The sequence below is a fragment of the Kocuria sp. SL71 genome (genome assembly GCF_026672465.1).
Classification (GTDB): Bacteria; Actinomycetota; Actinomycetes; order Actinomycetales; family Micrococcaceae; genus Kocuria; species Kocuria palustris.
Map to the genome: position 1 here is coordinate 2,679,585 of NZ_JAPPRE010000001.1, position 12,948 is coordinate 2,692,532.

At 71.2% G+C, this 12,948-nt stretch carries 12 protein-coding genes and 1 pseudogene; 10 read left to right on the forward strand and 3 right to left on the reverse strand.

Annotated features, from left to right (window positions below):
- Window positions 1-16: 16 nt before the first annotated feature.
- Window positions 17-1,069: a diacylglycerol/lipid kinase family protein gene (locus OVA15_RS12165; protein ID WP_058872115.1), complete on the reverse strand. Its 1,053-nt coding sequence runs from the start codon at window positions 1,067-1,069 to the stop codon at window positions 17-19.
- Between the two features lie 133 nt (window positions 1,070-1,202).
- Here OVA15_RS12165 and serS point away from each other — a divergent pair, with 133 nt between their 5' ends.
- The 6 genes from serS (at window position 1,203) to OVA15_RS12195 (ending at window position 7,892) form a co-directional block, all read left to right on the forward strand.
- The gene (gene serS / locus OVA15_RS12170; RefSeq protein WP_251715200.1) at window positions 1,203-2,504 is read left to right on the forward strand and encodes a serine--tRNA ligase; all 1,302 of its coding nucleotides are present in this window, start codon (window positions 1,203-1,205) and stop codon (window positions 2,502-2,504) included.
- A gap of 98 nt (window positions 2,505-2,602) precedes the next feature.
- Window positions 2,603-3,586, forward strand: coding sequence for a Cof-type HAD-IIB family hydrolase (locus OVA15_RS12175; RefSeq protein ID WP_006213621.1), 984 nt, complete (start codon window positions 2,603-2,605; stop codon window positions 3,584-3,586).
- A gap of 477 nt (window positions 3,587-4,063) precedes the next feature.
- On the forward strand, window positions 4,064-4,705 hold the full coding sequence (locus OVA15_RS12180; RefSeq protein WP_024289221.1) for an ABC transporter permease: 642 nt from the start codon (window positions 4,064-4,066) through the stop codon (window positions 4,703-4,705).
- A complete protein-coding gene (locus OVA15_RS12185; RefSeq protein ID WP_268145253.1) occupies window positions 4,698-6,017 on the forward strand; it encodes an ATP-binding cassette domain-containing protein in 1,320 nt (439 codons plus the stop codon). Before OVA15_RS12180 ends, OVA15_RS12185 begins: the two co-directional genes overlap by 8 nt.
- Window positions 6,014-6,784, forward strand: a complete 771-nt coding sequence (locus OVA15_RS12190) for an ABC transporter permease (RefSeq protein WP_058872118.1) — start codon at window positions 6,014-6,016, stop codon at window positions 6,782-6,784. The genes OVA15_RS12185 and OVA15_RS12190 overlap by 4 nt, the downstream gene beginning before the upstream one ends.
- Before the next feature lie 61 nt (window positions 6,785-6,845).
- Complete coding sequence (locus OVA15_RS12195) at window positions 6,846-7,892, forward strand: glycine betaine ABC transporter substrate-binding protein (RefSeq protein ID WP_268145256.1); 1,047 nt, start codon at window positions 6,846-6,848, stop codon at window positions 7,890-7,892.
- Between the two features lie 27 nt (window positions 7,893-7,919).
- Here the strand turns inward: OVA15_RS12195 and OVA15_RS12200 are convergent, their stop codons facing one another.
- Both OVA15_RS12200 and OVA15_RS12205 read right to left on the reverse strand, forming a co-directional pair.
- Window positions 7,920-8,633 carry a hypothetical protein gene (locus tag OVA15_RS12200; protein ID WP_268145258.1) on the reverse strand — a complete coding sequence of 238 codons (714 nt, stop codon included), beginning with the start codon at window positions 8,631-8,633 and terminating at the stop codon, window positions 7,920-7,922.
- Window positions 8,634-8,769: 136 nt separating this feature from the next.
- Window positions 8,770-9,282 carry an inorganic diphosphatase gene (locus OVA15_RS12205; RefSeq protein ID WP_006213610.1) on the reverse strand — a complete coding sequence of 171 codons (513 nt, stop codon included), beginning with the start codon at window positions 9,280-9,282 and terminating at the stop codon, window positions 8,770-8,772.
- 214 nt (window positions 9,283-9,496) lie between these two features.
- Here OVA15_RS12205 and OVA15_RS12210 point away from each other — a divergent pair, with 214 nt between their 5' ends.
- The 4 genes and pseudogenes from OVA15_RS12210 to OVA15_RS12225 all read left to right on the forward strand — a co-directional run.
- The gene (locus OVA15_RS12210; protein WP_268145260.1) at window positions 9,497-10,900 is read left to right on the forward strand and encodes a D-alanyl-D-alanine carboxypeptidase; all 1,404 of its coding nucleotides are present in this window, start codon (window positions 9,497-9,499) and stop codon (window positions 10,898-10,900) included.
- Window positions 10,901-11,081: 181 nt separating this feature from the next.
- A complete protein-coding gene (locus OVA15_RS12215; protein ID WP_268145262.1) occupies window positions 11,082-12,119 on the forward strand; it encodes a zinc-dependent metalloprotease in 1,038 nt (345 codons plus the stop codon).
- 57 nt (window positions 12,120-12,176) lie between these two features.
- Entirely contained in the window at window positions 12,177-12,644 is a 468-nt protein-coding gene (locus OVA15_RS12220) for a hypothetical protein (protein WP_006213606.1), read from the forward strand.
- 149 nt (window positions 12,645-12,793) lie between these two features.
- A pseudogene (locus OVA15_RS12225) lies at window positions 12,794-12,937 on the forward strand (ATP-binding protein); the annotation flags it as partial.
- Window positions 12,938-12,948 lie beyond the last annotated feature (11 nt).

Here is a 12,948-nt window from a genome sequence, read left to right on the forward strand (position 1 = left end):
GCGTTCTGCGGAAGGCTCAGCGCTCGTCGTCGGCGCTGCGGCGGCGGTGGAAGTCCGCCTGGATCGCAGGCTCATGCTCGGGGTGGCGAGCCTGGGTGTCGTCGTCGATCAGATCCAGGGACTCGCGCACCATGGTGGGCGGAACCCGCAGCTTCAGAGCCGCGGGAAGGGTCTCGGCCTCGAAGGCCACCACATGGCCCACGGAGTCGCCGTCGAGCTCGCCGCTGGTCGGCTCGGCGAACTCGGCGCGCACCTTCCGGCACTCGTAGTGATCGAGCTCGGGCAGCGGATGGCGGTGCTGGGTGATCACCTTGCCGGCCAGCCGCGCCCAGCCGAGCAGGTGGCGCGGGGCGATCACCACCACATCCATCTTGCCGTCGTCCAGCTTGGCGCCGGGGACGAGCACGAGCCCGCCGGTCAGGGTCCCGCAGTTCGCGGCCATGATCGAGCGCACGCGCCGCGACTGCCAGGGGCCGTCGTCCAGGCTGAAGCGCGCCCACGCCGGGGACATGAGCACCCGGCGCATCCCTGCCTCGCCGTAGGCCATCCATCCGATCCTCTTCTTGAGGCGGTCGCTCGTGTGCTCCATGATCTCGGCGTCGAACCCGACCCCGCCCATGACGCACAGCAGCTTCTCGTCCATGGTTCCGTCGTCCGATTCGGTGCGGAAGGCGACCATGTCGAGGGCCTTGTCCTCCCCGAACAGCGCGATATCCACGGAGTGGTGGATGTCATTCAGGTGGGCGCCCAGGTTGCGGGCCAGAAGGTTGCCGGTGCCCATGGGGATCAGCCCCAGCGGCGTCCCGGTGCCGGCCAAGACCTCGGCCACGGTGCGCACAGTGCCGTCGCCGCCGGCGGCCAGCACCACATCGGCGCCCCATTCGAGGGCCTCACGGGTCATGGACGTGCCGGGGTCATCGGCCCGGGTCTCGAAAAACCGCGGCTGCGGCCATCCCGCCTTGCGGCAGGCCAGCGTGGTGTGGTTGATGGCATCGTGCGCCCCGGCCTTGATGGGGTTGACGACGACTGCCACGTGCTGGACGTGAGGCTGGTCCAGGGTTTCGGACACGGATCGGCTCCTGAGGCTTCGGCGGGGAGGCGGGTCGGGGCTGCGCAGCAGCCCGGGATCGCCCGCAAACGACCACCGTAGCGCGCCCGCATGACAGCGAGCCGGGGATGACCGGCTCCGCTACCCTGGCCGGGTGATCGATATCAACATGCTCCGCGAGAATCCCGACAAGTTCCGCGCCTCGCAGGCCGCCCGCGGCGCCGACGAGTCCGTGGTGGACCGCGTGCTGGAGGCGGACTCCGCCCGCCGCTCGGCCATCACCGAGTACGAGACGCTGCGCGCCGAGCAGAAGAGCTTCGGCAAGCAGGTGGCACAGGCCCAGGGCGAGGACAAGCAGCGCCTGCTGGCCGAGGTCAAGGAGCTCGCCGAGCGCGTCAAGGACGCCGACTCCCGCGCCGATGCCGCCCAGACCACGATCGACGAGCTGCTCAAGGCCCTGCCGAACCTGATCATCGACGGCATCCCGGCCGGCGGCGAGGACGATTTCACGGTGCTCAAGCACGTGGGTCAGCCCCGGGACTTCGCAGCCGAGGGCTTCGAGGCGCGGGATCACCTGGAGATCGGCGAGCTCGTGGACGGGCTCGACATGGCCCGCGGCGCCAAGGTCGGCGGCTCGCGCTTCTACTTCCTCAAGCGCGACATCGCGCGTCTGGAGACCGCGCTGCTGCGCATGGGCCAGGACCTGGCCATGGACAACGACTTCATCGCGCTGACCACCCCCACCCTGGTGCGCCCGGAGATCATGGCCGGCACCGGCTTCGACGTCGAGCACGACGACGAGATCTACCGCCTCGAGAAGGACGACCTCTACCTGGTCGGCACCTCCGAGGTCGCGATCGCCGGCTACCACGCCGATGAGATCATCGACCTGTCCGACGGCCCGCTGCGCTATGCCGGATGGTCGACCTGCTACCGCCGGGAGGCCGGCTCGGCGGGCAAGGACACCCGCGGCATCATCCGCGTCCACCAGTTCAACAAGCTGGAGATGTTCGTCTACTGCACCCAGGATCAGGCCGAGGCGGAGCACGCCCGCCTGCTCGAGTGGGAGGAGCAGATGCTGCAGGCCTGCGGGCTGTCCTACCGGGTGATCGACACCGCCGCAGGCGATCTCGGCACCTCCGCTGCGCGCAAGTTCGACTGCGAGGCCTGGATCCCCACCCAGGGCCGCTACCGCGAGCTGTCCTCGACCTCGAACTGCACCACCTACCAGGCCCGTCGCCTCAACATCCGTGAGCGCCTGGCCGACACCACGACGGCCGACGGGAAGGCCAAGAAGGGCGGGACGCAGATGGTCGCCACCCTCAACGGCACGCTGGCCACCACGCGCTGGCTCGTGGCGATCCTGGAGACGCACCAGCAGGCCGACGGCTCCGTCGTGATCCCGGAGCCGCTGCGCCCGTACATGCGCGGCCAGGAGGTCATCCAGGTGCGCTGAGCCCCTCAGGCGCCTGCTGGGTGAACGTCCCGTGAAACGGCGGGTCGTCGTGGTGTCGGCCACGGCGGCCCGCCGTCGTGCTGTGGCAGGCTCGGGGGATGACTCAGACGCAGCGCCCCGACACCGACGATCGGGCTCACGACAAGCCGCACGACGCCGATGGCACCCTTCCCCAGCCCCAGGACCCTCAGCAGGATCCGCCCCACGCCCCGGATCACGGGACGGCGCCGTTCCCCGAGCCCGACCGCGAGCCGGTCGGCAGCGACTGGCAGCTGCAGGAGGGCGTGCGCTACCTCGTGTGCCTGGACGTGGACGGCACGCTCGTGGATCACGACGGACGCATGTCGCAGGCGGTGCTGGACTCGGCGCGCGCCGCGGCCGCAGCGGGGCACCATCTGGTGATCGCCACCGGGCGCTCGCGCGGAGCCACTCTGCCCGTGTGCGAGAAGCTCGGGCTGGAGTCCGGCTACGCCGTGTCCTCCAACGGGGGCATCACCATGCACCTGTCGAGCGAGCACGAGGACTGGTACCGCGTGATCGACGCGGTGACCTTCAACCCCGAGAAGGCGCTGCAGGCGCTGCGGGAGGTCCTGCCCGCGGCCAAGTACGCGATCGAGACCGCCGACGGCAGCTTCTACTCGACCGAGCGCTTCCAGGACGGGTCCTTCGGCATCGAGGCGATCCCCACGGACATGCGCGGGCTCGCCGAGCTCGACGCCGTGCGGCTCGTGGTCAGCAGCTCTGCAGAGGAGCCGGAGGACTTCGCCGAGGCCATCGACCGCTCGGGCCTGCACGGCGTGGCCTACTCCGTGGGCTGGACCTCATGGCTGGATGTGGCGGCCAACGGCGTCTCCAAGGCCAGCGCGCTGGAGCAGGTTCGTCGCCGCCTGGACGTCGATCCCGCCCACACGGTCGCGATCGGCGACGGGCACAACGACATCGAGATGCTCGAGTGGGCGGCCCGCGGAGTGGCCATGGGCCAGGCCCCGGACGAGGTCGTGGAGGCGGCGCGGGAGGTCACCACGAGCGTGTACCAGGACGGCGCCGCCCGCATCCTGCGCTCCCTGCTGCCGCAGGGCTGAGCCGCAGCCCGGGCTCCGGGCGAGCCGCTGCGCTGGCGCTGCCGCTCGCCCGCGGCGGCCGGATCAGCTCGACGGCTCGACCGCCGGAAGCGCCAGCTCCGGCAGCAGGCGGGCCAGGACATCCCGCATGGCGGTCTCGGGGCGCCGGGGGCCGCCGAGCCGAGCCGTGCGCTCATCGATCTCGCGCTGATCACCGCCGGGCCGCGGCCGTCGCGCCAGGCCAGCGGGGCCAGGCCGGCCTGCATGCCGGGTCCGGCGATCACGCTGCCGGGTGCGGCGGGAGACGGTGCGCGGGCCGGGGCGCCCGGCGGCCGCAGCATCGTACCCGAAGCTCTGAGATGTGGATCACAGGTCAGTGCGCTGATGAGCCAATCCGCGCAGATGAGCATTCACCCGCCTATGGTGAACGGGTCAGAGGGGCCCAGCCCATCTGCCGGTTCCGCCCCGGCAGCTCCCAGTCTCCGGAGGGACCGACCCGTGTCCGACTATCTCGCTGAGCGCTGGCAGGTGATCCTGTTCGCCAGCTGGCAGCACCTGTGGCTGGTGATCCAGTGCCTGGCGCTGGCCACCGTGCTGGCCGTCGCGATCGCGCTGCTGTGCTACCGCTCCCAGCGCCTGTCCGAGCTGGCCAACAGCGTCACCGCGATCGGTCTGACCATCCCCTCGTTCGCCCTGATCGGTCTGCTGGTCGCCCCGCTGGGCTTCGGCATCGCCCCGGCCATCGTCGTGATCACCTTCTACGCCGCGCTGCCGATCCTGCGCAACGCGGTCGTGGGCCTGGCCGGCGTCCCGGACACCGTCGTGGAATCCGCCCGCGGCATCGGCATGAGCCGGCTGTCCACCCTGCTGCGCGTCGAGCTGCCCATGGCCTGGCCGGTCATCCTCACCGGAATGCGCGTCTCGGGTCAGATGGTCATGGGCGTCGCCGCGATCGCGGCCTGGGTCCTGGGCCCCGGCCTGGGCGGCTTCATCTTCTCAGGGCTCTCCCGGCTGGGCGGAGCCAACGCTCTGGCCTCGGTGCTCACCGGCGTCATCGCCGTGATCGTCGTGGCCTTCATCCTCGATCTCCTCCTCGCCCTGCTGGGGCGCCTGACCACCTCGAGAGGTCTCCGTGTCTGATCCGCGCAGCTCCGCCCAGAACACCGCCCCCGAAGCCCGCTCCGAGGTCACCGGCGTCCCGATCCTGCTCGACGGCGTGACCAAGCAGTACGGCTCGCGCGCCAAGCCGGCGGTCGACCACCTGACCCTCGAGATCCCGGCAGGCTCGACCGTGATGTTCGTGGGCCCGTCCGGCTGCGGCAAGACCACGACGCTGAAGATGATCAACCGCCTGATCGAGCCCAGCCAGGGCCGGATCGTGATCGACGGCGAGGACGTCACGACCATGAACGGCGATGAGCTGCGTCGGCGCATGGGCTACGTCATCCAGGCCGGCGGCCTGTTCCCGCACATGACTGTGGCCGCGAACATCGGACTGGTCCCCAAGATGCTGGGGTGGGACAAGCAGCGGGTGGCCGAGCGCGTGGACGAGCTGCTCGATCTGGTCTCCCTGGACCCGGCGCTGTACCGGGACCGCTACCCCAAACAGCTCTCCGGCGGGCAGCAGCAGCGCGTGGGCGTGGCCAGGGCCCTGGCCGCGGATCCGCCCGTGCTGCTCATGGACGAGCCGTTCGGCGCGGTCGATCCGATCACGCGCGCTCGTCTGCAGGAGGAGATGATCTCCATCCAGCGGGAGCTGCGCAAGACGATCGTGATCGTCACCCATGACATCGACGAGGCCGTGAAGCTCGGCGACTGGGTGGTCGTGTTCGACGAGGGTGCGCACATCCAGCAGTACGACCGCCCCGAGCGGATCCTGGCCGAGCCCGCCAACGACTTCGTGGCCGACTTCGTGGGCCGCGGCGCCGGTCTCAAGGCGCTGGGGCTGTCGCGCGTGCGGGACATGCCGCGCCGCGAGGCCGTGACGCTGACCCCCGAGGACTCCGTGCAGAGAGCTCTCGAGCGCGCCGGCAGCGCGGGCCACGAGCACGTGGTGATCGTGGACGGCTCCGGGCGCCCGCTGGCCTGGCCGTCGCTCGAGCAGCTGAGCCGGGCTCAGCAGCTGCCCAGCCGCCTGGATCCGGACCTGCCGATCGTGGGCGAGGACGCAACCCTCGAGGACGCACTGAACACCATGCTCGTCTCCCGGGTGGGCGCGGGCCTGGTGGTCGGCGCCCGCGGGCGCTTCGAGGGCGTCGTCGACCTGGACGCGGTCATGGAGTCGCTGCAGTCCCAGCGCACCGCGACCGGCTCGGGAGCGGCCCCCGTGGGCTCGAACGACGCCGACATCCGCGTCTCGCGCGACGACGACACCGGCGAGATCCGGGTCACCACCGAGGAGGACCCGGATGGCGGCTCGAGCGCGGCCGAGCCGGAGGAGGCCCGACGATGACGGCCGCGGCAGATCTGGGCAGCGCCTCCGGGATCCAGGCCGACCGGGGCCGGCTGCGCTCGCTGATCATCTACCCGGTCGTGCTGCTGGCGGCCCTGGGCGTGCTGATCCTGTGGCTGAGCCAGGCGGATCTCACGGAGACCGAGCTGGTCACGCTCGCACCGGGACCGCTGCTGAACGCGACCCTGGAGCATCTGCGGCTCACCGCGATTGCCACCGTCGTCGTGCTCGTGATCGCGATCCCGCTGGGCATCCTGCTGACCCGCGGGCCCATGCGGCGCTGGACCGGAGCGATCATGGCGATCGCCAATATCGGCCAGGCCGCCCCGGCGGTGGGCCTGATCGTGCTGTTCGCCATGTGGATGGGCTTCGGCTCCACCGCCGCGATCGTGGCGCTCGTGGTCTACGCGGTGCTGCCGGTGCTGCGCAACACCATGGTCGGGCTCGACTCCGTCGATCAGACGCTGGTCGAGGCGGGTCGCGGGATGGGCATGTCTGCGCTGTCCGTACTGTGGCGCATCGAGCTGCCGCTGGCGGTGCCGCTGATGCTCGCCGGCATCCGGACCGCGCTCGTGCTGGTGGTCGGCACAGCCACCCTCGCCACCTTTGTCAGCGCCGGCGGCCTGGGCGTGGCGATCACGACCGGTGTGAACCTGGACCTGCCACGAGTCCTGATCACTGGATCGGTGCTCGTCTCGCTGCTGGCGCTGGCCATCGACTGGCTGGGACGGGTGGTCGAGCACATCGCCCGTCCCCGGGGGCTGTGAGGCCGCCGTGGGCGATGTCAGCAAGCAGCACCAGAATCGGAGCACGGAGGCCAGGATGACCATGACCCCCAGCACGACCGCCACCAGCGGATCGAGGACGCGAGCCGGGCTCCGCTCGCCGCGTCGCCGTCGGGCCCTGTCCGCGGCATCGCTGGCCGCGGCGGCCGCCCTGGCTCTGTCCGGCTGTGGTCTGTCCCCGTCGGCCTCCTACGTCCCGCAGTTCGAGGAGGGCTCCATCACCCCGGTCGAAGGCGCCGAGGATGTCCCGGTCACGGTGGTCTCCAAGAACTTCACCGAGCAGCTCATTCTGGGCAAGATCCTGGTCCTGGCCGCGGAGGCCGCCGGGTACCAGGTCACCGACCAGACCAATGTGCCGGGCTCGCAGCCGGTGCGCCGCATGATGGTGGAGGGCGAGGGCGATCTCACCGTCGAGTACACCGGCACCGCCTGGATCACCTACATGGGCCATGAGGAGGGGATCCCCGATCCCCAGGAGCAGTGGCAGGCCGTGGCCGACGAGGACCGGAGCAACGAACTGATCTGGGGCCCGCCGGCCGAGTTCAACAACACGTACGCCCTGGCGGTGCGCTCGGAGTTCGCGCAGGAGCACGGGCTCACGACGATCTCCGACCTGCGCAGCCTGCCCGTCGAGGACCGGACGCTGTGCGTGGAGGCCGAGTTCAACTCCCGTCCGGACGGGCTGAATCCCCTGCTCGAGCACTATGACCTGGCACGGGACAGCGACCAGATGCCCGAGGGCAACATCGGCCTCTACGACACCGGGGCGATCTACACGGCCACGGACCACGGCGACTGCAACGTGGGCGAGGTGTTCGCCACCGACGGTCGAATCCTCTCGCTGGATCTCACCGTTCTCGAGGACGACCGGAAGTACTTCCCGGCCTACAACGGCTCGGCGGTCTACGACGAGCAGACGCTCGCGGAGTCCCCGGAGCTGGCAGAGGTCATGGACAGCATCATGGCCGAGCTCGACAACGAGACGCTGCAGGAGCTCAACGCCCAGGTGGACGTGGAGGGCCGCGAGCCGGTCGACGTGGCCTTCGACTGGATGGTCTCCGAGGGCTTCATCTCCGAGCCGGCCGGCTGAGCCGGTGGCGCGGTCGGGTCTACCGGCTCAATCGTCGCCGGGGGGCCAGAACCGCGGCTCGATGTCGATCGAGCGGGCGATCAGCTCGTCCTCCAGCACCTCCCGGCAGATCAGGGGCAGGCACAGGGAGCCGATGCGCTCGGTCTCGTCGAAGCACACGCGCATCTGCGGGAAGCCGCGCCGGTAGCGCTGCAGGTCCCTGGCCAGCTCCACGATCTCGATCAGGGCGTCCTGTCCGGCGAGCACCCAGAAGCTCTCCCGGTCCATGAGCTGGAACAGCCCCACCGCACCGCCGTGGCGGGCGGAGTCCAGCCCCCCGAACGAGGGTCGAGCCACCCACCCGCCGGAGTGCGGCATCTGGGGGTCCTGCGCCGAGCCGCCCATGAGCGGGGCGATGGGGTCGTACTCCCAGCACCGGGCCTCTCGCAGCCACTGCGGGGGCTCGGGCACCAGGACGTCCGCGTCCTGGTCGCGCCAGTCGACGGAGTCGTCGTCGAACGCGGCGAGGTGCAGGGTCTCCCAGAAGCGGTGCAGGGGCAGGTCCGCCCTCACGCTGTTGAGCAGGACGCCCTCCAGGTTCATGCCGCCGGTGGCCGAGACGGTCGTGGCGGTCTGGACGTGCATCCGCTGGAGCATGCGATCGATCTCCGCCAGGTGCAGCGGCTCGCCGAGCACGACCGTGGTGCCCTGGTGCTCGAGCACGTAGGGCACCCGCTGGGGGACCTCATCCGATCGGCTCATCACGGGTTCATGCAACCACAGCGCACCGACAGCACAAGGGGCGACGACGGCCGACGTCGGGCTACCTCAGCAAGAGGACAGGCCCCGCCTCCCGTCGCGACGGGAGGCGGGGCCTGTGCGCTGGGCGCGAATGGGCTCAGTTCTGCTCGGCCTCGGCGGCGGAGTCGTAGTGCGAGGCCTCGAAGCGCTCCTGCGCCTCGCGGACCAGGCGCTCGGCCTCGTCCTTGCCGGACCAGCCCTCGCCCTTGACCCACTTGTTGGGCTCGAGATCCTTGTAGCGCTCGAAGAAGTGCTGGATCTCCTTCTGCTTGAAATCCATGATGTCGTCCAGGCCCTGGATGTGGTCGTAGCGCTTGTCCGTGGACACGCACAGGATCTTGGCGTCGCCGCCGGCCTCGTCGTTCATGTTGAACACAGCGACCGGGCGGGCCTCCACGATCACGCCGGGCATGATGTCGACGTCGAGCAGGACCATGGCGTCCAGCGGATCGCCGTCCTCGCCCAGGGTGTCCTCGAAGTAGCCGTAGTGCTCCGGGTATCCCATCGACGTGAACAGCACGCGGTCCAGGCGGATGCGCCCCGTCTCGTGGTCGATCTCGTACTTGACGCGCGATCCCTTGGGGATCTCGATGGTGACGTCCAGCTCCATGGCTGCTCCTCGTGCTCCGTCGGGGTTCTCTGACTCGTTCGCCTCTCAGGGTAGCGGCCCGTGCGCCCGCCGCGCAGGTCGCGCCTCGGCGGCGCGCGGGCGGGATCGGCACAATAGGGGGCGTGAGCACCCCACAGGATCCGCCGCGACCGCCCTGTGCCCGGCGACGAGCCCCAGGACGGCCCCTCCCGACGCCGCAGCCCCCGTCGCCGCGGTGATCGCCGCCCTCGTGGTGCTGGCGATCGCGGCCTCGCTGATCGTCTCCGTCCCCGGGGCCTTCGGCGGCCAGGACGACGCCGGCGCGGATGTGACCGTGCCGGACCCGGCCGCGCCGCGGCAGGACCAGCCGGGAGGCTATCTGTCGCAGCAGACCGAGGACGGGATCCGGGCGGCGATCGAGGACTCCACCGCGGGGTCTGCAGGAGTCATGGTCATCGATCCCGGCTCGCACGACGTCCTGTTCTCGGACGGGGAGGCCGAGGCACTGGTGCCGGCATCCAACCAGAAGATCCTGACCCACTTCTCGCTGCTGGCCCACACCGGTCCGGACCAGCGCCTGGCCACGACCGCAGTAGCCGGCCAGAGCCCCAACGAAGTGGTCCTCGTGGCCGGCGGGGACACCCTGCTGGCGCCCGGGGACGGCGATCCGGAGGCCGTCACGGGTCGGGCGGGGATCGCCGATCTCGCCGAGTCCACCGCGCAGGCCATGGCAGGGGAGGTGGATCCCGAGAAGCCCGTGCGGGTGGCGGTGGACACGAGCATCTTCTCGGGCCCGTCCCTGAACCCCGCATGGGAGGACGGGGACATCGAGTCCCAGGAGATCGGGCCGATCAGCCCCATGGCCTTCGGCTCCCACCAGGTGCCCGGGAAGGAAGGGGTCTACGACGAGGACCCGGTCGCCTCGGTGGCCGAGGCCTTCGAGCGCGAGCTCGGCTCGCAGCTCGAGGAGCAGGTGGGCCAGGAGGTCCGCGTCGAGTCGGCCGGGGAGCAGGACACGTCCGCGGACCCGCTGCTGCCGTCCGAACAGCAGGAGGGCGTCACGGAGCTGGGCCGCGTGGAGTCGGCCACCGTGCAGGAGCAGGCCGGGCGCATGATGGGCGAGTCCGACAACCGCCTGGCGGAGGCGCTGGGCCGGGTGGCGGCACGCTCGGCCGGTCACGACGGCAGCATCGAGGGGGCCCAGCAGGCCGCGCGGGAGGCCGTGCTCGAGACGCTGCCGGAGGAGGAGGCCTCCAAAGCGGACGGTCTGCGCATCGTCGACGCCTCCGGGATGACCATGGACGACCGCGTGAGCGCCGACGTCCTGGGCCGCCTGCTGCTGACGGCCGCCGCCGATGATTCGGGGCGGTTCGCTCCCATGATCGAGGCCTTCCCCGTGGGCGGGGCCACCGGCACGCTCGCCGAGCGCTTCGACGACCCCGACGAGTCCGAGGCCCGCGGTGTGACCCGCGCCAAGACCGGGACCCTCAACGTGGTCACGGCGCTGTCCGGGCAGACGATCCGGGCGGACGGCAGCCCGGCCGTGGTGGTCGTCCTCTTCGACGACGTCGAGGACACCGACGCCGCCCGCGACGCCGCCGACCGGATCCACGCGATCGTCGCCGCCGACGGCTCCTGAGCCGCGCCGCCCCCGCCCCCTGCGCTGTCGGGCGCCTGTGATCCCATAGCGCCATGAGCACCTCCGAGTCGTCGTCGAGCACGCAGCGCTCCGGGCTGATCCACTGGCCGAGCGCGGCCCGGATCGCGGCGCGCACCGCCCGCCGGGGCCCACCCCGGAGCCAGAGCAGCTGCGGACCGCGGTGGCCTCGATCCGCGGGCACGCCGAGGCCTCGGTCGATCACGTCCACGCGATCTCCGGTCTGGCGGCGGCGCGCGGGCTGGATGACGCCCCGGTGGTCGTCGTGGACCGCGCCGGCTGGTCCCGGGCGAACACGGCGACCTTCGAGCTGCTGCTCGAGCCGGCGCTGAGCGAGCTGCGGCGGGCGCGGGCCGACCGCCTGGACCGGGGCATGAACGCCGAGCTGACCCAGTCGGTCGCCGCCAGGGCGGCCGCGGCGGAGGCCGGCGGGCTGATGGCCTACCTGTCCACCAAGGTCCTGGGCCAGTACGACCCCTATGCGGGGATGGTCTCGGAGGATGCCGCTCGGCGCTTCCCGGGCGGGCGGCTCATGGTCGTGGCCCCGAACGTGCTGCAGATCGAGCGGGAGCTGAACGTGGATCCTGACGACTTCCGCCTGTGGGTGTGCCTGCACGAGCAGACGCACCGGGTCCAGTTCGCGGCCGCCCCGTGGCTGCGCGAGCAGATGATCCGGGACATGCGGGAGCTGACGGTCTCGCTGTCCGGGGACGCCGACGCCTTCGGGCGCAGGCTGTCCGCCGTGGGCTCCTCGGCCGGGGCCGCCGTGAAGCGCATGCGCCGTGGCCGCGGGCAGGAGGCGCAGGATCCGGACTCGCTGCTCGGTCCCCTCAGCGCGGCGCTGGATGAGCGGGAGCGGGAGATGCTCGAGCGGACCACCGCCGTCATGAGCCTGCTCGAGGGCCACGCCAACTGGGTCATGGACGGGGTGGACTCCTCGATCGTCTCGTCGGTGAAGACCATCCGCCGGCGCTTCGAGCGCCGCGCCGATCTGCGCGGGCCCCTGGACCGGGCCGTGCGCCGGCTGCTGGGCCTGGAAGCCAAGGCCGCGCAGTACGTGCAGGGCCAACGCTTCGTGACGGAGGTCGTGGAGGCCGTGGGCCGCGACGGCTTCAACCGGGTCTGGCTCGGCTCGCAGAACCTGCCCTCGGCTCGGGAGATCCGCCACCCGCAGGAGTGGGTCGATCGGGTCGCCTTCTGAGGTCTCAGAAGGCCGATCGAGTCCCGTTCGTGACCTGACTGTGACATAATTGCAAAAGTGAGCACCGAGAACATCGACCAGCAGATCAAGCTGTACGGCCAGCCGCTCTCCGAGCGATTCGGGGCGGTCGTGGGCGCGTACGGCATCACCCAGCGCCGCCTCGCGGAGGTCCTGGGGCTGTCCGCTCCCATGCTCTCGCAGCTGAACTCCGGGCGCCGCATCAAGATCGGCAACCCGGCGGTCTACGAGCGCCTGGTGATGCTCGAGCAGCGCGCCGGCACCTCGGACATCGAAGAGGTGCTCAGCACGGTCGAGAAGTCCCAGCCGGTGCTGACCACCACCCAGATCCAGACCGGGATCCACGGCGAGTCCAACGCCGTGTCCGCCCTGGCCTCGGTGGTTCCGGTCGCCGAGCTCGAATCCGCGCTGAGCGCCCTCGGCGAGACCACGCCCACGCTGTCCAAGGTGCTCGAGCTCGCCCTGCGGGAGGCCCGCCACCACGAGTCGGCGGCGGGGCTGAACTGACCCAGAGGGGACGGCGCGGCCGACTGTCGCAGGACGTCGCCCTCGCCCGCCGAGCCGTGCTCAGCACGGTCGAGACCGCCTTCCCGCCCGCGCCGGCCCCAGTCGCAGCGCAGAGCCCGGATCGCGCGGAGGCCCCGGGCCTGCTGCTCGTGGGCCTGTCCGGCGGACCCGACTCGCTGGCCCTGTCCGCCGCCGCCGCCCACTGGGCGCGCAGGGGCCGACTGCGCGTGGGGGCCGCGGTGATCGATCACGGCATGCAGGAGGGCTCCGCCCTGGTCGCCGAGCGCGCCGCTGAGCAGGCCCG